The 21,181-nt window shown below is 67.2% G+C and carries 12 protein-coding genes; 5 read left to right on the forward strand and 7 right to left on the reverse strand.

All coding sequences use genetic code 11. The features are described 5' to 3' along the window. Positions 1-66 precede the first annotated feature (66 nt). The 7 genes from B9Y82_RS20680 to B9Y82_RS17655 form a co-directional block, all read right to left on the reverse strand. Positions 67-408 carry a hypothetical protein gene (locus B9Y82_RS20680; protein ID WP_157804667.1) on the reverse strand — a complete coding sequence of 114 codons (342 nt, stop codon included), beginning with the start codon at positions 406-408 and terminating at the stop codon, positions 67-69. Then, positions 405-10,649, reverse strand: a complete 10,245-nt coding sequence (locus B9Y82_RS17630; protein WP_238381633.1) for a hemagglutinin repeat-containing protein — start codon at positions 10,647-10,649, stop codon at positions 405-407. Before B9Y82_RS17630 ends, B9Y82_RS20680 begins: the two co-directional genes overlap by 4 nt. An 87-nt stretch (positions 10,650-10,736) precedes the next feature. Then, positions 10,737-12,419, reverse strand: coding sequence for a ShlB/FhaC/HecB family hemolysin secretion/activation protein (locus tag B9Y82_RS17635; protein ID WP_238381634.1), 1,683 nt, complete (start codon positions 12,417-12,419; stop codon positions 10,737-10,739). A 256-nt stretch (positions 12,420-12,675) separates the two neighbouring features. Beyond that, positions 12,676-13,362, reverse strand: a complete 687-nt coding sequence (locus B9Y82_RS17640) for a ComF family protein (protein WP_100474464.1) — start codon at positions 13,360-13,362, stop codon at positions 12,676-12,678. A gap of 93 nt (positions 13,363-13,455) precedes the next feature. Continuing rightward, positions 13,456-14,796: a chloride channel protein gene (locus B9Y82_RS17645; protein ID WP_100474467.1), complete on the reverse strand. Its 1,341-nt coding sequence runs from the start codon at positions 14,794-14,796 to the stop codon at positions 13,456-13,458. A gap of 122 nt (positions 14,797-14,918) precedes the next feature. After that, positions 14,919-15,479 carry an HAD family hydrolase gene (locus tag B9Y82_RS17650; RefSeq protein ID WP_202908133.1) on the reverse strand — a complete coding sequence of 187 codons (561 nt, stop codon included), beginning with the start codon at positions 15,477-15,479 and terminating at the stop codon, positions 14,919-14,921. A 115-nt stretch (positions 15,480-15,594) separates the two neighbouring features. Continuing rightward, entirely contained in the window at positions 15,595-16,158 is a 564-nt protein-coding gene (locus B9Y82_RS17655; RefSeq protein WP_100474470.1) for a DUF3658 domain-containing protein, read from the reverse strand. 160 nt (positions 16,159-16,318) lie between these two features. Here B9Y82_RS17655 and bioB point away from each other — a divergent pair, with 160 nt between their 5' ends. The 5 genes from bioB to bioC all read left to right on the forward strand — a co-directional run bounded on the left by bioB (position 16,319) and on the right by bioC (position 21,157). After that, complete coding sequence (bioB, locus tag B9Y82_RS17660; protein ID WP_100474473.1) at positions 16,319-17,362, forward strand: biotin synthase BioB; 1,044 nt, start codon at positions 16,319-16,321, stop codon at positions 17,360-17,362. Between the two features lie 67 nt (positions 17,363-17,429). Then, positions 17,430-18,653, forward strand: coding sequence for an 8-amino-7-oxononanoate synthase (gene bioF, locus B9Y82_RS17665; protein ID WP_100474476.1), 1,224 nt, complete (start codon positions 17,430-17,432; stop codon positions 18,651-18,653). 18 nt (positions 18,654-18,671) lie between these two features. Then, entirely contained in the window at positions 18,672-19,451 is a 780-nt protein-coding gene (bioH, locus tag B9Y82_RS17670) for a pimeloyl-ACP methyl ester esterase BioH (RefSeq protein WP_100474479.1), read from the forward strand. 29 nt (positions 19,452-19,480) lie between these two features. Then, positions 19,481-20,260: an SDR family oxidoreductase gene (locus tag B9Y82_RS17675; RefSeq protein WP_100474480.1), complete on the forward strand. Its 780-nt coding sequence runs from the start codon at positions 19,481-19,483 to the stop codon at positions 20,258-20,260. 12 nt (positions 20,261-20,272) lie between these two features. After that, the gene (bioC, locus tag B9Y82_RS17680) at positions 20,273-21,157 is read left to right on the forward strand and encodes a malonyl-ACP O-methyltransferase BioC (protein WP_100474481.1); all 885 of its coding nucleotides are present in this window, start codon (positions 20,273-20,275) and stop codon (positions 21,155-21,157) included. Positions 21,158-21,181: the final 24 nt, after the last annotated feature.

Here is a 21,181-nt window from a genome sequence, read left to right on the forward strand (position 1 = left end):
CAGCGAGGTTCCCTTCGTCTTCAGCCCCGCCCTGAGCCTGATCCGCTCATTGCAAAAGATCCATTCCTATTCATCCATCATTCTTTTCATTTCCAATCTAAAAATTTCTTCCGCCGCCGAATCCCCCTCATTGTAGAGATCCCAAAAGCCAGCGGTCTGCCAGGACTTCGGCGCTATGGAAACAGCCCCACTCGGATCGAAACTGATTACCCAAGCGACCGAGAGCGCACTGTCGGACACACTAAAATCTCCAATTGGAAATAGTGCAACCGACTCTTGCGCGTCGGACCACAATACCAATCTAACTTCACCAGATGGAGAAATCATGAGTGCAAGGACCGTTAGCTCAGTATCTTCGTACAACCAACCGCGCGCGCTTTCAGCGCCTGGCTTGACCACAACTTTCACTCCACCCTTCCTTTGACCTTGAAATCGATATTGAAATTGAGCTTTCCGGTAACTTTATTCATGTAGTAGTGGATTTGAGATCTTTGACCACTCGGCAGAACTATGGTTTGGGTAGTAAATTTCCCCCAGTCCTCAATTCTAGACCCATCCGAGGTGAGCTCCTTGACGACGGCCGGATTGGTGAGCTTCCCGCCTGAGATTGGAATTTCTCGCGAAGACCTTACGGCCTCCTTGGTTAGCGCGTTGCCTCCTCGCGTGAGAATTCCAGCTTCTTCATAAGCCAGTTGGGTTGAGAGCCTCAGAGCATCTGCCGGGCGGCCCGCAGCGCCCGCCCGAATAGCACTTTCGCCAACTTCTATTGCGTCGACACCAGCATTCTGCACCGACTTCAGGATCTCCTCAGACCGAAGCACACCTTGCTTGGTCGCAGTGCCGGCGATCTCCGCACCCACTTCACCAACGAGCTTCGCTCCAGGCAACCGCACCGGGATCAGGAACGTCGCTGCGCCGATGGCAGCACCGTTGCCGTCCCCTTTGGCCACGCTGGCGATCACGCCGCCTGCAGCGCCCACATCGCCACTGAAGGTCTCCAGCATCATCTGACCGTCACGGCCGCGGCCCATCGTGGCGCGCAGGCCGTTCAGATCAAAGAAGCTGTAGTTCAAATCATCCTTGGAGATACCCGAGGCAAGCAGCGAGTTGAAGACGTGCCGGTACAGCGCGTCGTCTTTGAGCAGCTCTTTCCCATAGAGATTGAAGTTGTTGTACTCAGCCTCCGTCGCAGTGAATCCGTACGTCCCACCCATCTTGCTCAGGAACGCGGTTGCTTCGAGATCAACGTTCTCGTTGCCCACCAATCGGTTGACCTTTGCATCAACACGCGCAGCACCCTCCGTGGTCAGCCTGCGTACCGCCTCTGCTTCGCTGATACCCTCCTGGGCGGCGAACGCGGCAGCATTCATGTTGATCCACTTCACCTCGTCCGGGTGCAGCTGCCGATTGAACCGATCCCCGGTCACGGCAATGTTGGCGCCCGTGCTTCCACCCAGAGCCCCGCCCACCATCGCGCTGCCAACTTCCATCAGCGACTGGTAGTCCTCCCAGCTCAGGTTGCCCTTGTTGCTCTCGAGGAATTCCGAGATCGCGATCTTGGCCTTCTCCGCACCAGCAGCACTCACCGCGCCGTTCAGCGCATCCGCACCACCCAATGCGGCCATCGCTGCACCTGCCATGCCGTGCAGTAGTGCGCGGCCGTTGCCGCCGTCGGCCCAGAACGCCTTGCCTTCTTCGGTGTCCGCCTTCTGGCTCAGGTAGCCGCCCAGGTCGCCCACGCCCTTGAACAGCAGCTGCCCACCCAGCTGCATCACCTCGGCACGCTCCTGCATCTTGCGCAGGTCAACGGCCGACAGTGCGCTGTCGGTATCAAAGCCGGTCGCGGTCCGATCAAGACCTGCCAAAGCGCTCTCATTGCCATCGCGCACCACCACGGTGCCGGCGGCGATGTCCGAGCGCGTGGTGCTGCTGTCGTTCTTCTTGGTGCCGCCCAGCAGGCTCAGCCCCGCGCCGGCCGCGCTCCCCAGCGGGTTGCTGATGCCACCACCGCTGCTCATCCCGGTGCCGATGCCACCGCCACTGGTCTTGGCGCGGGATTCGTTCTCGATGTCGACAACGGTGAGGCTGCCGGTATCCAGGCGGTTCTTCGAGGCATCGGCAGTACTGCCGATCACACCACCTTCCAAGTGGGTGTTGCCGCCTACGGTGATGTCGAAGCCACCGCTGCCAGCAACGATGCCACTCTGTTCCTGCACGCTGCGTAGGTGGCTCTCGACCTTCTGCTGGCCGATGTTGACGCTGCCGCCGCTGCCGTACACGAAGGTGCCGCCGGCCTGGGTCTGCTTGCTGGCGTAGTCGTCGGTGTCCTGCTCGCTGATGATGGACAGGTTGCCGCCAATGCTGGCCACCACCTTGTCGCCGCTCAGCTGGGCACCCTGCAGCGTGGTGTCCTTGCCACTGATGACGGTCAGGTTGCGGTCGGCGTCCACCACGGTTTCAACATGCGTGGTGCCGTTGCCGCTGCCCTTGCCCTTGGCGGTGCTGGCCGACACGTACCAACCGGTCTGCGCGCCGATGCTGAAGCCGATCTCACCGCTGCCGCTCTTGTTCTTCGATGACTGCGTGTGGTCTTCCGCTTCGCTGCGCAGGGTGATGTTGTCCCGCGCGGCCAGCGCCACGTTGTCACCCTTTACCTGGCTGCCGATGATGTTCAGGTCACCGGCGGTGGCGACGATGCTGACGTCGCCCTGGCTGCGGATGGTGCTGCCCACCGCCGACTGATCGTGGCTGGTCTGGCTGGCACTGGAACTGGAGGCGCCGATGCCGATGCGCAGGCTCACGCCGTCGGTGGCACCAGAAGCGCCCTGCTGCATGGCGCCGCCCACGCCAGCGGCGGCATTGGCCGCCTGCACCGCGTACAGCGCCTTCAGGCGATCATCCTGCGCATTGCCGGCAGCCTTGGCCGCACCGTAGGCGGCCAGGGCCGCATCCACCACCCCACCGGTCAGGCCGACGTTGATGCCGGCACTCTTCTGCTTGGTGCTCTGGTGTACGTCAGTGGTGCCCTGCGCTGCGTCGATCACCACCTGCCCGCCCACCAGCTGCGTACCGGTCTTCGACAGCACGTCCGAGCCAGTGATGTGCAGGGTGTTGCCCGCGCTCAGGCTGACCCGGCCATCGGTAGAGCCGATCAGGCTGCCCTGCGGCGCGCTCTGCTCGAACTCCAGGCCCTTTTCCAGCTTGCTCTGGCCGATGGTCAGGTTGAAGCCACCGCCGCCGAACACGCCGGAGCGCTTGACGGTCTTGTCGTGTTCTTCGCTGTGCGTGGAGGTGGCCGTGCCGATGGTGAGGTCGCGGGTGGCTGCCACCACCACATCACCGGTGGCAGCCACCTGCGCTGCCTGCGCGATGACGTCGCGGCCGGCGCCGATGGTGACGGTCTCGCCGCTCAGCGTGGTGCCCACCACCAGGCTGTCCTGGGTCGCGTCGTACGTGGTGGTGGTCTTGCTCGACAGCAGGCTCTTCTTCTTGCGCGTGGTCTCCTGCTCCCAGCTGTGGTCCTCCTGCGCCGCCAGCAGATTCACGTCGCGGGTGGCCGCGATGCTGATGCCACCGTCGGTGCTGCCGACCTGCGTGGCAGTGAGGTTGGCATCGCGCCCGGCCACCAGCGCAATGTCACCGCCGGCCTGCAGCGAAGTGCCGTGCACGGTCTCGTCCATGCTCTGCGTGGTCTGCGAGAAGCGCTTGCCACGGCTCTGCTGCTGGCTGGTGTTGGTGGTGGTTTCGGCCTGCAGGTTGAGATCGCGCCCGGCCACCACGGCCAGGCCGTCGCCGGCCTTCAGCTGCGCGGCCTGCAGGTTCACGTCCTGCCCGGCCTGCATGCCCAGCGAGCCACCGGCCTCGATGCCGCTGGCGTTGAGGGTTTCGCGCGTGTAGCGGTTGCTGCCCCAGCCGCCCTGTTCGGTGGTGGTCAGTGCGTTGAGGTTGATGTCGTTGCCGGCCGTGGCATGGACGCTGCCGCCGGCCTTGGCGGTCACTGCCGTCAGGTTCAGATCTCGGCCGGCATCCAGCGACAGGCTGCCGCCCACATCCAGCGTGGTGCGGCGCAGGCTGCCATCACCCTGCATCTGCGTGGTGAGGTTGAGGTCGCGGCCGGCCTCCAGCGCCGCGTTGCCGCGGGCACTGGTCTGCGAACCGACCAGTGCCAGGTCACGCCCGGCTTCCAGCGCCAGGCTGCCGCCGCTGCGGATGCTGGCCACGTCGATGCCGCTGACACTCTTCAGGTCGCGGCCGGCCACCAGGGCCACGTTGCCGCCCTGGATCAGGCCGCTGTTGTTGAGGATGTCCTCCACGGCGGTGATGCGGGCATTGCCGCCCGCGGAAATGCCACCGCGATCGTTGAGCAGGCTGCCGGTATCGATGGTCAATCGATCATCGGCGCGGATCATGCCCTGGTTGGACACATTGCCGGCCCGGATCTCCACCGACTCGCCAGCGATGGCGGCGCCCCCCAGCTGCAGGCGGTTGGCGGTGGCCTGGGACAGGTACACCACCGGCACCAGCACCTTCTGGCCGTCCACTTCCTGGGCGACCATCCACACGATGTCTTCGTTCAGCGCGGCCACCTGTTCGGCCGACAGCGCCACGCCCACGCTCAGCTGCTGGCGCGCGGCTTCGCTCACGCCGGCATCCATCATGGCGCGGTACTGGCCCATGCCATCGCCCTGGTCGGCATCCAGGTAGCGACGCCCGGTCAGGCCGGTGATCTGTTCCATCACCAGGCGCTGCTCGTAGAAGTCGTCACCCATCCGACGCAGCTGCTTGTCGGGGTCCAGGTTCAGGCGCTGGAACATGTAGTCCGAGCCGATCCACTGCCCGAAGTTGGCGAAGCGCGGATCGGTTTCCACCAGCCAGCGCTGGTTGCCCGGATTGACCGTGTACAGGCCGCCGCTGGGCAGCGACAGGCCCGGCAGCGGGTTCTGCGGGCTGCCCACCACCTGCGGCGGCGGCACCGTGGTGACACGGCCAGGGCCCGGGGAGCCGGGATCACCGGCCGTTCCCGCACCCTGCGCCTGCGCGCTGGCAGGCCCGGTGGCCACGCCCTGCTGTGCACCCGGTGCGCCAGCATTGCCGCCGACCGTGCCGGCGCCCTGCTGCTGGCCCAGTTCGGGTGCGTAGGCGTTGTTGCCCTGCCAACCGGCAACGTCCAACGGTGTGCCACCGCTGTGCGCGGTGACCACGGCGTTGTTGACCTCGCGCGCTTCGATCTGCACCTTGCGGCCGGCGGTGATGCTGGCATTGCCGCCGGCCAGCGTGACCTGCTTGGTGACCGTGCTGGTGCCCAGCGCGCGGCTGCCGCTGTAGATCTCGAAGTCGCAGCGGCTGGGGCAAGGGCGGTAGGTGTAATCGATGGTCGACGCACGCTGGACCACCTTGTAGCCGGCCAGCGCCTCGTTGTTGACTACGCCGGCCCAGTCATTAGGGTCTTCGCTGTTGGAGGAGCCCCGGCCGTTGATCGAGAGGTTGCGACCGGCGGCGATGGCCGAGTTGCGGTTGTCGACCGAGCCGCCGGACATCTGCATGTCGCGACCGGAAATCAGCTGCGATGCCGCGCTGGCGGCGATGACGCTGGTGCCTTCCAGCACCAGGTCCTTGTGCTCGGTCCAGACCTCCAGCACCGCGCAGTCGCCCGGGCACAACTTGCCTGGCGGTGCCGGGCCGTCGATGCCATCGACCCTGAACGTTCCGCTGTCCGGATCGGCAGCGCCTTCGTTGCCGCTGTAGACCTTGTGCTGGGTGACCAGCACACGACGTTCGTTGGCCACGCCCAGTGCAGCCAGGATCAGGTCGTTCTCGGCCTGGATGCGCCCGGAACGGTTGCGGATCTGCTGGGCGTTGCCGCCGTTCCAGCCCTGCAGGCGGATGTCGCCCAGGCTGAAGAGCTCGCCGTCGAGGTTGTCGATGTAGTTGGCATACAGGTTGATGCGGCCGGTGGCCGCCATCAGCCCTTCGTTGTAATCGCGTGCGACCAGCGTGTCGCCCAGGTCGCGGCCGTTGGTGATGCGCGAGGCGCGCAGTTCCAGCGCGTTGCCCATCAGGGTGCCGGTATTGGTGATGTTGGCGGCCGTCACGTCCACCGTATCGCCGTCAACGCGACCGGCATTGCTGAAATCGCCGGCCGTACTCAGCGCGACACGACCACTGCCATTGCCTGCCGTGGCGTTGAACTGCCCGCCAGCGGTGTTCTCGATCCGCGCCGCCGAGACTTCAAGGGTGCCCTTGCTCTCCAGGCGCCCCTGGTTGACCAGTGCGCCGGCCACGTCCAGCTTCAGCAGCCCGTTGCTCTCCAGTCGCTGGCCGTTGCCATGCACGTAATCGCCCGCCAGCGTCAGGCGCAGCTCGCTGCCGCCGAACAGGCGGCCGATGCCGCTGAAGGCCTGCAGGCGTGCGCCGAGTGCTTCATAGGCGCTGATTTCGCCGCCACCATTGGCCAGGCTGCCCAGCGTCAGCTGGCTCTGGCGACTGAGCAGCCGGCCGTTGCTGTTGTCCAGCGCGGCAAGGTCCAGCCGCAGCAGGTTGCCTGCACTGAGCTGGCCACCTACGTTGAATACCTGTGCGCCGGCGCGCTCCAGGTACAGGATATTGGCGGCGTGGACCATGCTGCCGGCGTTGTCCAGCGATGCGGTCTGCAGGCGCAGGTCGGTTCCAGCCACCAGCTTGGCCTGGCCGCCTTCGGCGCGGTTGTCCACGCTGCCTGCGGTCAGCGTCAGCGCACCACCGGTGCTGCCCAGGGTGCCGCCACGGTTGTCCAGCGCACCGGCTGATTCCAGCGACAGCTGCCCGGTGCCGTTGGCCACGATACGGCCGCCACGGTTGCCCACTGAGGCAGCGCGGATGTTCGCAACGCCCTGTGCTTCGATGTTGCCCTGGCTGTTGTCCAGTGCCTGGCGGATCTGCAGATCCAGCGAGGTGCCGCCGTGGACCAGACCACGCTGGTTGGCCAGCGCACCGGCCACGTCAAGCGCGAGTTCCTGGCGGGCGTACAGGTTGCCATCCACGTTGCGCAGGTCGCCCGTGCGGCTGGTCACGCGCGCATTGCCCTCGGCCCCCAGCAGGCCATTGCTGTTGTCCAGCTGGGAGGCCAGCACCTGCAGCTGGCCGGCGCCACGCTGCACGATGGTGCCAGTGCGGTTGTCCAATGCCCCGGTAGCATCCACGGTGAGGGTGCCACCGGCATCAAGGCGGCCGCCGGCGTTGACGATCTCCGTGCCGGACACGCGTGCTCCGGTGCCCGCGGTCAGCGTACCGCCGCTGTTGTCGAGGCGACCGGCAACGGCCACGTCCGCCTCGCCATTGCCGACGATCAGGCCGGCATTGCTGTTGTCCAGCGTGCCGGTCTCGATCTTCAGCACACCTGTGCCCGCATGCTCGATGCGGCCACCCTGGTTCAGCAGCTGCGCAGCCTTCAGGTGGACACTGCCAGCATTGGCGGCGATGCGCCCGCCGGTGTTGCGCAGGGCACCTGTCAGGCTCAGTTCAAAGGGATCGGTGCCGGTCTGCAGCAGTTCGCCGGCGCTGTTGTCCAGCGCGGCCGCCAACAGGCCGATGCGCGTGCCCTGCAGGCTGCCCGCATTGCGCAGCAGGTCGGTGGCACGCAGGTCGAGCAGACCGATGGCGGTCAGGCTGCCGCCGGTATTGCGCCACTCACCGCTGCGCGCCTGCGCCAGCAGGGTACCACCGGACCAGACCTGGCCACCCTCCAGCAGCAGGCTGTCGCCCAGCAGGTGAACCTGCTGGCCGGCGTTGATCTGGCCGGCGTTGCGCAGCTGCTGGCGCGCATCAAGGGTGACGCTGCCGGCGCTGCCGACCTTGCCGTCGGCCAGCAGGCCCGCCACGATCACGCCGCCATTGTCGATCTGCCCTGCCCGTACCTCGATGTCACCCGAGGCCAGCATGCGCCCGCGATTGCTGGCCCGGGCGGCCTGCAGCGTGACCGTGCGCGCCTGCACGTCGGCTGCAGTGCGCAGTGCCTGCGCAGCCTGCAGCGACAGCGCGCCGCTGGCGAACAACGCAGCCTGGTTGTCCAGGTCGCCATCGCTGCGCACGTGCAGATCAGCGGCGCTGTCGATCGTTCCCTTCAGCGTCACGCCGGCATCGGCGGACAGCACGACGCCCTGCTGCGCAAAGACCTTGCCCGACTGCTCCAGGCTGCCGCCCGCGTGCGCGGTCAGCATGCCGGCGGCCAACGTGCGTCCGCCCAGTACCAGGGCCTGGTCACTGCCGAGCTGCACGTTGCCGCGCTCGCTGCCCAGTTCACCCTGGCTGCTCAGGGTCCGGCCCCGCACCTGCAACGCCTGGCCGGCCACCAGGCTGCCCTGGTTGTCCAGCGAGTCGCGCACGGTGACATCGACATCGCCGGCGCCATAGAGGTCGCCACGGTTGTTGATCACATCGGCCTTGGCCGTCAGTGCTCCCTTGGCGAACACGTTGCCGGCGTTGCCCAGCGTCACCGCATCCAGCTGCAGCGACTGCGCACTGGACAGGTTGCCGCCGGCGCGGTTGTGCAGCGCGTCGGTGCGCGCGTCAAGCGCGCCATCGCTGGCGATCACGCCGGCATTGTCCAATGTGATGGTGCGCAGCTGCGAGCGGTCGCGACCGTAGATCACACCACTGTTGCTCAGCTCAGTGGTGCGCAGGTCCATTGCCTGCTGGCCATGCAGGCGGCCGTCGTTGATGACCTTCTGCACGTCCACGGCCACCACGCGTGCCAGCGCCGTGGCGGCCGCCTGCTGCCGCAGGACGCCGCCCTGCAGGGTCAGGGTGCCGCCGGCTTCAAGCCGGTTGCGGTTGTCGAGCGTGGCAACGGACAGACGGGCATCGGCTGCGCTGCCGATGATGCCGGCGTTGTCCAGCACATCGGCGTCGACCTGCAGGCCCTTGCCCCCCTGGATGCTGCCGGTGGTGTCATTGTCGATGCGTGCGTTGGACTTCAATGCCAGCAGGTCCACTGCCTGCAGCGTGCCGCTGTTGCGCAGACGATCGACCGTCAGCGTGGCCTGGCGGGCCTCAAGGGTGCCTTGGTTGTCCACGCCGCCGGCAGACAGTTCCAGCGCCTGCTCGGAGAGGATGCGTCCGGCGTTGTCCAGCTGCTGGCGCGCCTGGGCCTTCAGCAGCACGCCCGCAGACAGCTCGGCGCCCTTCAGCTGCGTGATGCGGTCGGCCGCTGCACGCAGGTTGGCACCGGCACCGATGATGCCCTCGTTGTCGATGCTGGCCGCATCGAGATCGACGTCGGCGTCGCTGTACAGCTGCCCTGCGTTGTGCAGTTGCGCGGCCTGCATCCGTACGCCCTGGTTGCCCAGCAGCAGGCCGGCGTTGTCCACCTGGCGGGCCTGCACGTCCAGCGCCTGCGCGCCCAGGCGCGCGCCCTTGTCCTGCGCCAGCGTGTCGGCGCGCACGGCAAGCCCGGCGCCTGCAGTCACCTGTGCACGGTTCTGCACCTGTGCGGCAGCCAGCGCGATGCTGCCCGCGCTCTTCACCGTGTCAGCCAGGATCAGCGTGCCACCGGCGTCCAGCTGCATCTGCGCGGCCTGCGCGCTGCCAGCCAGGTCCAGATTCTGGATGGCGCGTACGGCCATCGCAGCGCCCGCCGACGTGGAACCGGCAAGCGACGCCTGCCGCGCACGGATCTGAAGATCTCCCTGCGCGTACTGGGTACCGTCGGCCTTCAGGTCACCGTAGGTTTCGATCTGCAGACGGCCTGCGGCCGCCGTGCGTCCGCTCAGACGGACATCGCCGGCCTGGGTCAGGATGAAGTCGCCTGCGTCGGCCACCATCTGGCCCGTGCTGCGCACGCCCACGCCGGCCTCGGTACCGACCAACCGGATCTTGCCTGCATACATGCCGCCGAGGGCGGCAACATCCAGGCCGAACTGCGGGCGTTCGCCTTCTCCGGTGATCGCCTGCGTCGCCAGGGTCTGTGCATCGATCTGGTTGGCGCCGGTGACCACGTTCACCTGGCGCGCCCAAAGGCCCGCGTTGAGCTGCACCGCGCGGGCCAGCAGGTCGACGCCTTCCAGATTGCCGGCATCCAGGCCGTTGCCTTCCAGGCGGATCGTTCCGCGGGACACCCGGAACGCAGACAGGCTGCCATCGTTGCCGAACACCGGGGTGCCGGTGGTCAGCGTGCCACGGGTGGTATTGATGAAGCCGCAGCCATCGCAGGTGATGCCATTGGGGTTGGCGACGATCACCGCCGCCGAGCACCCCGCCACCTCGATGTGGCCCTGCAGGCGCGACGCGTTGGTGGATGTCACCTCGTTGAGGATCAGTCGTGCCGACTGGCCCGGCTGCAGGTTGCCGTTGCCCTGGATGTAGCCCCCCAGTTGGGTCTGCACGGTGCTCGCGCTGTTGTTGAGGATCTGCCCCTCGCGCCCGACGTTGTAGTCCTGGAAGCGGTTGTGCGATACGCCGCCCGCGTTGGGCCGGTTGATCTGGATGACCGGCACGCCGTTCGCCGCCTGGTCGGCCCTCGCCTGCTCGCCGGCCTGTACCTGCACCTGGGCAAACGAGCTGCCCGGGGCCAGGAACGCCAATGCCAGGGTGGCGCTCGCCATCGCGGTGCGCAGGCGCGTGGCCCAACCGGCGCCCGAAGCGGACAGGGACAGACTGCGGAATACGTTCTTCATGCCAGGTGCTTCCATCAACCCCGGGGGGGAACTGCACACACAACAACCCGATCACGTCGCCACGCGGCGACGGTGCTTCCAGTCGAATCAGAACTGCCAGGACGCGCGGAATCCGATCACGTGACCGCGTGCCTCATGCTTGAGCCACGCCGGGCGGCTCATCGGTACGCCGACGAAGCCATCCCACGCCAATCCGCCCAGCTCGCCACGTGCACCCAGGTGGGCGCCGCTGAGGGTTCCGCCGCCGATACCCTGGCGGTCGTCGCGCTCGATGTGGCCGATATCGATGCCCGCATAGGGCGCGATGGCGCGATGTGCCATCCAGCTGATGCTGTTGCGCCAATAGCCGCCACGGCTGCCGCCGAGTGGCACCTCGCCATCGAAGCCGTTGACGGTATAGCGGCCACCGACGCTGATGAACTCCGAGCCGTACAGCGTGTCCTCGCTCCACTGGTAGCGGAGCGCGGTGTTCCATGCCAGCGGGCGCGGCCCGGAGGTCAGGGCGCCACCGGCACCGATATCCAGCGTGGTCAGCCCATAGCGGAACGTCGGCGCCAGGTCATCACGGCCCACGGCGTCATCATTGCCTCCCAGCCACGGCACGCCGCGGCGGTGCGCCAGGCGGATATCGGCCTGGACCCGCCCCAGGTACTGGCGGTGCAGCAGCGCCAGCTCGACCGAGGTGGTACGCCGGCGCTGGCCTTCGATCTCCACGCCTTCCACGTAGCTGTGCGACGACCGTTGCGCCACGCGCAGCTCGATGCCGCTGCGATAGCTCTGGCCACGCACCAGCAGCCTTTCCACGGCCAGATCGACGTTGCTGGAGGTGCCGGTGCTGGCGAACGTGTCGGCGTTGCTGGCGATGGTCTGCTTGTAGCGCGAGCTGTAGGTGCTGGTGCTGAAACGCCAGTTGCCCAGCGGAACCGACCACGATGCATTGAAGCCGTGGGTACCCCGGCCCTTGTCGGCACTGCCGTCGCTGCTGACGCCAATGCTGAAAAGGTCGTTGACGCGAGCCAGGTTGTCTACCCACGCGGTCGCGCCGACCTGCTGCTTTCCGGTCGCACGGCTGCCGGCATCATCCAGCGACACCGAGGCACGCCATCGCTTGCCGTGGCGGATGCTGATGACCACGTCCGACTCGCCGGGCACCTCGCCCGGCACCAGCTCCATGTTCACGTCCTGCGACGGAACGCGCTTGAGCTGCTCCAGGCCCTGTTCCAACGCGCGCAGATTGAGTACGTCCCCCGGCCGCGCGGGAAACGCACTCTTCCACATCGAATCGGGTACCTCTTCCGCGTTGAAGCGGATCTGCCGGATCACGCCCGGCACCAGCTGCAGGCGCAGGGTTCCGCTGCCCAGGCTCTGCTCGGGCAGGCCGATGCGGGTGGTCACGTAGCCCTTGGCCAGCGCCAGATCCGAAGCACGCCGTACGATCAGCGCGATGCCCTGCTGTCCCACACAGCCGCCACGGTAGCGGTCGAGATAGCGCTGCAGGAACGCGAACTGCCCCAGATGCGCGCCGTCAAGCTGCAGCTGCTGCAAGGTGAAGCACGGTTCTTCGTCCGGCAGTTCCAGCGAACGCAGATCGGTGGCGGCGGCCGGCTGTTCGCGTGATACATCCGGCAATGCCTGCCGCTGCTCACGCTCGCGCGCCTCGCGCTCGGCGCGTTCGCGCAGTTCCTGCTGCTCGGCGAACGAGGGACTGGCCGACTGCGCATGCACGACGCCGATCCACAACAGTCCCGCAGTGCCCAGAACGGCACGCACGCTGCATCCTGCTTTTCTGTTACCCATCAACGACTTCCTTGTCCAGCATTGGTACAGACCCGGGGCTGTGAACAGACATCGTGCAGAGAGAACATGCGGCCAGCACCGACTCGACCGCCAACCGCTATCGGCGGGAGTGCGCGGAACTTTAGGGTCTTTGCATCCGTGTACCCGTTGCGGTGACGCAGTCGAGCACCATACGCTGAAGGATGGGCATCCTTCAGCAGCCGTCATGCGGCATCAATCGCTGCGGCCGTTACGGCACCCGTGCGCACACCCATACACGCACGTCCCTGGCACCGGCCAGCCGCAAGGTCTCGGCGATTTCCATCACTGTGCTGCCGGTGGTCATCACATCGTCCACGACGGTCAGCCGTGTCGGCGGCGACAAGCGCGTGCCGAATGCGTCAAAGAGGTTGTCCCTGCGCTGCTCTGCGCTGCGCTCGGACTGCGGCGCGGTGTGGCGGCGCCGGTAGAGGCCCTGCCAGACCGGCATCGGCAGCAACCGGCACAGTTCGGCGGCCTGGTTGTAGCCGCGCTGGCGCAATCGGCGATTGTGCAGCGGCACCGGCACCAGCGGCGCACACGACCACGGCGGCGGTGCGCCCTGCATCAGTTGCGCGAGCAGGCGCCCGGCCGCCAGGTCCTGATGGAACTTGTAGCGGACCAGCAACTGGTCGACCGGCGGCAGGTACAGCAGGCTGGCATGTGTGGCGGCTTGTGGCGGTACCTCCTCGCGGCAGGTGCCGCAGACGATCAGAGCGGTTTCGGGCAGCGGCAACGCGCAGCGCAGGCAAGCCCGGCCAGCCCAGGGCAGTTCGGCAAGGCACGCGTGGCACAGATCAAGTTCGTCGTGGCCCGGCTCGCCACAAACCAGACAGCGCAGTGGCAGCAGGACACCAAGCAGTGCGCGGGAGACACGGGTTGCCGAACGCAGGAGCATCCCACATGATTGATTGCGCTTCCCGCGTGCAGCTATCGGCGAAGCACCATTTGCAGTATCGGAAATGCCCGCAGCTGCGGAGGGTGCCGCCCGTCAGGAAAGGCGTTCGCCCTGTCCAGGCCCCAGTGGCGCAACGGCCGGCACCATCAACAACTCCGCCAACCCACGGTAGATCGGCACCCGGCACACCAGCCCGGACACGCCGCGCGCAATCAGTACCGTGGCCAGGATCGGCAGCAGCAGGTCACCACTGTCGGTCAGCTCCAGCGAGATCACCGCCGAGGTCAGTGGCGCCTGGGTGACGCCGGTCAGGTAGGCGCACATGCCCAGCAGCACGAACGCGCGTGGATCCACGCCCGGCATCAGCACGGCCAGGTTGTGGCCGAGTCCCGCGCCGACCGCCAACGCAGGTGAGAACAGGCCACCGGGAATGCCCGCCACGTACGACGCCAGGTTGGCCAGCAGCTTCATCAACCCGAACTCATGGCCCACCATCGCCTGTCCCTGCACCAGGCTGCGCGCCTGCTCGTAGCCGGTGCCGAACGCGCCTTCACCGAAGACCAGGGCGAGCAGTACCACCACCAGACCGCAGCCCGCGGCCAACAGCACCGGATGCCGCTGCCGCAGTTGCCCGAGCCAACGCGGACGGCCCGCCGCACTCGCCAGCACGGCGCGCGCGAACAGGCCTCCCAGCAGGCCCGCCACCCCACCGCACAACAGGATCGCCAGCCAGCCCTGGCCCAGCGGCAGCCGCGCGCTCACATGACCGAAGTAGGTGTAGTTGCCGAGCAGGCCCAGCGACACCACGCCACCGACGATCACCGCGGTCAGCAGGGTGCCGGAGAAGCGATGCTCGAAACGGCCGCTGAGCTCCTCGATGGCGAAGACGATGCCGGCCAGCGGCGTGTTGAACGCCGCCGCAATACCAGCAGCGCCACCGGCCAACAGGAAGTGCGAGAGCTCGCGGGGATCCTTGAAGCCGAACCAGCGGCCAAACAGATACATCAGGCTTGCGCCTACGTGCACGGTGGGCCCCTCGCGCCCGACCGATGCACCACCCAGCAGCGACAGTGAGGTCAGCAGCAACTTGCCGGCCGACACCGCAGGCGAAAGGTTGGTTTTCCGGAACGACTCATCTGGCTTGTCCAACGCAGCGATGACCTGCGGAATACCGCTGCCGCGGGTGGGTTTCAGCACGCCCGCAGTCAGCCACGCCAACAACGCGAAGATGCCCGGCGTGAGCAGCAGCGCCCACCACGGCGAGTGCGAGGTGATGCGCTGGAACAGGTGGAAGGCCGCGTCGCTGGCCTTGGCGAACAGGATGGCCACCAGTGCCACGGCCACGGCGCCGCCCCAGAGCGCGGCGCGGCGGCGCCAGGCCTCGCTGAGAACCAGCGCGGTGATGCGGCCGCGGAGGCGATGGAGATCGGTCATGCGGGGCAGTGTGGACGGAGCGGAAACGGGCGGACAGCGGTTACTGTGGCTGAAGGCCTTGCAGGATGCGGTGAAATGCCCGGACACGGGCCGTTCCGGCAACCAGCCCCGTGCGCACACCGCTAAACGGGCAGGCGCTCCCGCCACCGGCGCTTTTCCACGCTGCGCACGTTGGGCTGCTGCCGCAGCCACTCCAGATACAGCTGCAGATGGGCCAGCTCGTCATCAGCCGGATCACCGGTGAACTCACGCACCTCGACCAGATTTCCGTAGTTTCTGGCGTACTTGCCGGGCGTGTCATCGATACCGATCATCTGCTCCAAACGGAAGCCGTGGCGCTTCAACTTGCCCAGCCGCTTCTGCGAGGTGTAACCGCCGGTTTCCCAATCACGGGCCATACTGCACCGCGGCGCGGACCACAGGAACGCCAGCGGACGCCCCGGCATCAGCTGGTCCACCAGCGGTTCGGCATACAGTTGCCCGGACGACGTCCACACACCCACCGTGAAATGGGCAAAGGCATAGTCGAGGAATGCCTGCAGGTGGGGCCGCAGGTAGACGTGGTAGCCGACGAGGCGTAAATCCGCGGGTCGCTCCAGTTCACGCTCGCTGGCATGCACCAGCGTCTCATCCAGATCGAGTATCAGCAGCTTTCCGCCCTGCGGCATCGCGTCCGGTTCCATGTGCATTCTTCTTTCATTGCCTCAGCTGCCGCCATCTTCTGAATGGACTTCAGCATGTGTCCTTGCAGCAGGTAGATGTAAACACAGTTCCAACCAGGTCCTGGTTGGTGCAAGCCTACTGCCGGACGCGCACTTCGCAACAGCCCATCCGCGTGAGGTCGCCCTGCGCCTGCAACATGCCCCGTTCTACCAGCATGCGTACACGCCGTGCATAGAACACATCTGGAATTCCCGATCGGCACTTCGGCTGCAGCGACATGACCATGCCCACAATGTAGGCGATCTTTCGGAACTGCCCATCGCAATGGGAAAGCAGTTGCGCATCGATCCAGGCGATGTCCTCGTCGGTCAGCGCGGCGATGTTCTGCCGCTCCTGGTCAGTGAGATGGGCATCGTTGTCGGAGCGTTCGTCCGTATCGCGCAGGCAGCCATTGATGGCCAACAAGCGAACCAAGACATAGTGATCGAATGCTTCAAGTTCCTCCTTCGGCAGCATCGCCGGATCGAGCTCCCCTGCCGGGTAGTCCTTGAAGGTCACGAAGGCGTGATTCTTCCACTGCCCCTTCGCATCGGCCTGACGCAGATCATCCAGCACCACGCGCAGGCCGCCGTCAGGAAGTTCGGCCAGGCTGCACAGCACCGCGTCGCGACGGATCGGGTAGGACTGGTAGCTGTTCATGGCACGTGCTCGCGCGTCCGTATGCAGCAATGAACTTACACCGTAGCGCCCGTTCATGGCGGCCGATCAATGTAAACCAAATTAGAAGCAATTGAGTTGACAGCGCTCACCAACCCACCCACACTGCCGCCCTCGCTCCACTCGTATCCAGGGTCCCGCCATGGCTGCTGCCATCCGCCACGACTGGCAACACGACGAACTGCAGGCGCTGTTCGATCTGCCGTTCCCCGAGCTGCTGTTCCGCGCCGCAGCGGTCCACCGCGAGCATTTCGACCCATCCCAGGTGCAGGTCTCCACGCTGCTGTCGGTGAAGACCGGCGGCTGCCCGGAAGACTGCGCGTACTGCCCGCAGGCGCAGCGCTACAGCACCGGGGTGAACGCGCAGAAGCTGATGGAGACCGACGCAGTGTTGGCCAAGGCACGCCAGGCCAAGGCCGCCGGTGCCTCGCGCTTCTGCATGGGTGCCGCATGGCGTTCGCCGAAGGACCGCGACATTCCGAAGGTGGCGGCAATGATTGCCGGGGTGAAGGCACTGGGCCTGGAGACCTGCGCCACGCTGGGCATGCTCAGTGGCGAGCAGGCGCGTGCGCTGAAGGACGCCGGACTGGACTACTACAACCACAACCTCGACACCGCGCCGGACTACTACGATTCGATCATCCACACGCGCCAGTACCACGACCGCCTGGACACGCTGGAGCACGTGCGCGATGCCGGCCTGAAGACCTGTTGCGGCGGCATCGTCGGCATGGGCGAGACACGCGCGCAGCGCGTCGGCCTGCTGCTGGCGCTGGCCACGCTGCCGGCACATCCCGATTCGGTGCCGATCAACAAGCTGGTGCAGGTGGCGGGCACGCCGCTGCACGGCAGCGCCGAGCTGGACCCGTTCGAGTTCGTGCGCATGATTGCGGTGGCACGCATTGCCATGCCGCGCTCGATGGTGCGACTGTCGGCCGGGCGTGAAGCGATGAGCGACGAACTGCAGGCGCTGTGTTTCCTGGCCGGTGCCAACTCGATCTTCTACGGCGACACGCTGCTGACCACCGGCAACCCGGAGCGCGAGCGCGACCTGGCCCTGTTCGCACGCCTGGGCCTGCAGCCGATGGCCGTGCAGGTGGATGCCGAGGGCCACGACCACGGCGGCACCGTGCACGCCGATATCAGCGCCGATACCCCCGGCTGTGGCTGCGCTCACGCGGCCTGAGACGGGGCACAAGCAGGCGTCGCGGCAACGCGCTACCCTAGCCGCCCCGTCGCCGCATTCAGCCGCCATGGCCCGCCCCGACCTGACCGCCCGCCTCCACGCCCAACGCGCCCTGCGCGATGCCCAAGGTCGTCGCCGCACGCGGCGCTCGGTCACCCGTCGTGATGGCATCCGCCTGGAAGTGGACGGCCAGTGGCTGACCGGCTTCTGCAGCAATGATTACCTGGGCCTGGCCCAGCAGTTCAGCGTGGTCAACGCGCTGCAGGATGCGGCCGCGCGCGAAGGCACCGGCGCCGGTGCCTCGCATCTGGTCTGCGGCCACCACGCCCTGCATGACGCGCTGGAGCGCGAAGTGGCGGAATGGCTGGGCTACCCGCGCGCGCTGCTGTTCGGCAGCGGCTTCGCCGCCAACCTGGCCGTGCAGCAGGCGCTGCTGAGCGAAGAGAACGACGTGTGCGTGCAGGACAAGCTCAACCACGCCAGCCTGCTCGATGCGACGCGGCTGGCCGGTGCGCGCCTGCGCCGTTATCCGCATCTGGATGCGGAAGGTGCGATGCGCCAGCTCAAGCACGCACCAGATGGTGCGGCGATGCTGGCCACCGATGGTGTCTTCAGCATGGATGGCGACATCGCACCGCTGCGTGCATTGTCGCTTGTGGCACGCCTGCAGCAGGCGCTGTTCTATGTGGATGATGCGCATGGCGTGGGCGTGGTGGGCGATGGCCGTGGCACGGTCGCGGCTGCGGGACTGGGCGTGGACGATGTGCCGCTGCAGCTGGTCACCCTTGGCAAGGCGCTGGGCGGTTCCGGCGCGCTGGTGCTGGGCCGCGATGACCTGGTCGAGCACCTGGCCGAAACGGCGCGCCCGTACATCTACACCACGGCGATGCCGCCACCGCTGGCCGCCGCAGCGCTCGAAGCGGTACGCCTGGCACGCCGTGACAACTGGCGGCGTTCGAAACTGACCGATCTGATCGCGCTGTTCCGCGGCGAAGCCCGCCGCCATGGCCTGGACCTGATGGCCTCGGAAACGCCGATCCAGCCGCTGCTGTGTGGCGACGACCAGCGCGCCGTGGCGATGTCCAAAGCATTGGAACAGGCCGGTTGGCTGGTCGGAGCAATCCGCCCGCCCACGGTTCCCGATGGCAAGGCGCGCCTGCGCGTCACCCTGTCCGCGTTGCACACCCCCGAGCAGGTGCGTGGCCTGGTCGAAGCCATCGCCAGCGCGCGCGATCGCGTCGAGCTGGCCGCGCGTGAGGCCGCGCCGCCGCCGCTGCCTGTCTTTGCCTGAGCCTGTTGCCGTTTTCCCATGCATATCGACGTCACCGGCCAGGGGCCGGACCTGGTACTGATCCATGGCTGGGCCCTGCAGGGCGGTGTGTTCGCGCCGCTGGTACAACGCCTGGCCGATCGCTTCACCCTGCATCTGGTTGATCTGCCGGGCCACGGTCACAGCCGCGAGGACACCACGCCGCTGCGCCTGCCGTTCGTGGTCAACGCCATTGCTGCAGCCACGCCACCAGCAGTGTGGTGCGGCTGGTCGCTGGGTGGCCTGTTTGCGCTGCATGCGGCGGCCACGCTGCCGAAGGTGCGCGGGCTGGCGATGATCGCGGCCACACCGCGCTTCGTGCGTGGCGACGACTGGCCGCATGCGGTGGAACCGGCGGTGTTCGAGCAGTTCGGCCGCGAGCTGGCCAGCGACTTCGGCGGCACCCTCGAGCGCTTCCTGGCATTGGACGTGATGGGCTCGGCACATGCCCGCGAGGAGCTGCGCACGCTGCGCCAGCGCCTGGTCGAGCGCGGTGCGCCCACCGAACGTGCGCTGCTGGAAGGCCTGCGCCTGCTGGAAAGCACCGACCTGCGCGGCGCACTGCCGACGCTGGGCAAACCCAGCCTGTGGATCGCCGGCCAGCGCGACCGGCTGGTGTCGCCGCTCGCCATGCAGGCCGCCGCCTCGCTGGCCCCAGGCGCTCAGGCGCTGACCATCGCCCACGGCGGCCATGCGCCGTTTCTCGGCCATGCAGACGAGGTCGCCGCCGCCCTGCAACACTTCGTTGCCGGCCTGTCACCGGCCAATGGCGGACAATGAGCGCCTTCCGAATTCCGCAGGTTTGACGCATGGATCTGGGTATCAACGGCCGCTGGGCACTGGTCTGCGCCGCAAGCAAGGGGTTGGGCCTGGGCTGCGCGCGTGCGCTGGCGCGTGAGGGCGTCAACGTGGTGATCGTGGCCCGCGGCGAAGCCGCCCTGCAGGCGGCCGCTGAAGAACTGCGTGCCCTGCCCGGCGCCGCCGAAGTGCGCACAGTCACCGCCGACGTCACCACCGAAGCCGGTCGCGCTGCGGCGCTGGCCGCGTGCCCGCAGGTGGACATCCTGGTCAACAACGCCGGTGGTCCGCCGCCCGGCGATTTCCGCGCCTTCGAGCGCGACGACTGGATCGCTGCGCTGGACGCCAACATGCTGGCGCCGATCGCACTGATCCGCGCCACCGTGGACGCGATGATCGAGCGTGGCTTCGGCCGCATCGTCAACATCACCTCCTCGGCGGTGAAGGCACCCATCGACATCCTGGCGCTGTCCAACGGCGCGCGCAGTGGCCTGACCGGCTTCGTCGCCGGCCTGTCGCGCCGCACCGTGGCGCACAACGTCACGATCAACAACCTGCTGCCCGGCCAGTTCGATACCGATCGCCTGCGCGCCAACTTCGCCCACAGTGCCGGCAAGGATGGCGATGCTGGGGAAGTGGCCGAACGCCGCCGCCAGCAGATCCCCGCCGGCCGCTTCGGCACGGCGGATGAATTCGGCGCCGCCTGCGCCTTCCTGTGCAGTGCACAGGCCGGTTACCTCACCGGGCAGAACCTGCTGATCGACGGCGGCGCCTACCCCGGTACGTTCTAAGAGACTTTCGCAATGCCGTCCCACTTCGATGCCCGCCATGTCCGCCGCGCGTTCGCCCGCGCCGCCAACAGCTATGACGCCGCCGCCGCCCTGCAGCGCGAGGTGCAGGCGCGGCTGATCGAATCGCTGGACTACCTGGAGGCGCGCAAGCCGGAGGTGGTGCTGGACATCGGCGCCGGCACCGGCCACGCCAGTGCACTGATGAAAAAGCGCTGGCCGAAGGCGCAGGTGATCGCGCTGGACGTGGCATTGCCGATGCTGGACCAGGCCAAGCGCCAGGCTGGCTGGTGGAAGCCGTTCCAGCGCCTGTGCGGCGACGCCGCCGCGCTGCCGCTGGCCGACAACAGCGTGGACGTGATCTTCAGCAACCTGTGCCTGCAGTGGGTGGACGACCTGCCGGCGGTATTTGCCGGGTTCCGTCGCGTGCTCAAGCCCGGTGGCCTGCTGCTGTGCTCGACCTTCGGCCCGGAAACGCTGGTTGAACTCAACGAAGCGTTCGCCGCCGCCGATGACCGCCCGCACGTGAGCCGCTTCGCGCAGATCGCCCAGTTCGGCGATGCGCTGATGATGGCCGGCTTCCGCGACCCGGTGCTGGACCGCGACCTGTTCACCCTGACCTACGACGACCTGCCCTCGCTGATGCGCGAGCTGCGCGCGATGGGCGCGACCAACGCACGGGTGGACCGCCGCCACACGCTGACCGGGCGTGGCCGTTTCGCCGCTGCGGCAGCGGCGTATGAACCGATGCGGCGCGCCGACGGCAAGCTGCCCAGCAGCTGGGAAGTGATCTATGCCCACGCCTGGGCTCCGGACCCGGGCGCACCGATCCGCGAAGGCGGGCACGACGTGGCCTCGGTGCCGGTGTCGGCGATTCCGATCCGGCGCAAGCAGACCTGACCACAACGCTCCGGTAGGCGCCAA

The sequence above is a fragment of the Stenotrophomonas maltophilia genome (genome assembly GCF_002799155.1).
Taxonomy (GTDB): Bacteria; Pseudomonadota; Gammaproteobacteria; order Xanthomonadales; family Xanthomonadaceae; genus Stenotrophomonas; species Stenotrophomonas maltophilia_R.

Coding starts and splice junctions, on each gene's coding strand:
- B9Y82_RS17630 (WP_238381633.1), bottom strand. CDS start 10,649: ATGAAGAACGTATTCCGCAGTCTGTCCCTGTCCGCTTCGGGCGCCGGT.
- B9Y82_RS17640 (WP_100474464.1), bottom strand. CDS start 13,362: ATGCTCCTGCGTTCGGCAACCCGTGTCTCCCGCGCACTGCTTGGTGTC.
- B9Y82_RS17645 (WP_100474467.1), bottom strand. CDS start 14,796: ATGACCGATCTCCATCGCCTCCGCGGCCGCATCACCGCGCTGGTTCTC.
- B9Y82_RS17650 (WP_202908133.1), bottom strand. CDS start 15,479: ATGGAACCGGACGCGATGCCGCAGGGCGGAAAGCTGCTGATACTCGAT.
- B9Y82_RS17655 (WP_100474470.1), bottom strand. CDS start 16,158: ATGAACAGCTACCAGTCCTACCCGATCCGTCGCGACGCGGTGCTGTGC.
- bioB (WP_100474473.1), top strand. CDS start 16,319: ATGGCTGCTGCCATCCGCCACGACTGGCAACACGACGAACTGCAGGCG.
- bioF (WP_100474476.1), top strand. CDS start 17,430: ATGGCCCGCCCCGACCTGACCGCCCGCCTCCACGCCCAACGCGCCCTG.
- bioH (WP_100474479.1), top strand. CDS start 18,672: ATGCATATCGACGTCACCGGCCAGGGGCCGGACCTGGTACTGATCCAT.
- B9Y82_RS17675 (WP_100474480.1), top strand. CDS start 19,481: ATGGATCTGGGTATCAACGGCCGCTGGGCACTGGTCTGCGCCGCAAGC.
- bioC (WP_100474481.1), top strand. CDS start 20,273: ATGCCGTCCCACTTCGATGCCCGCCATGTCCGCCGCGCGTTCGCCCGC.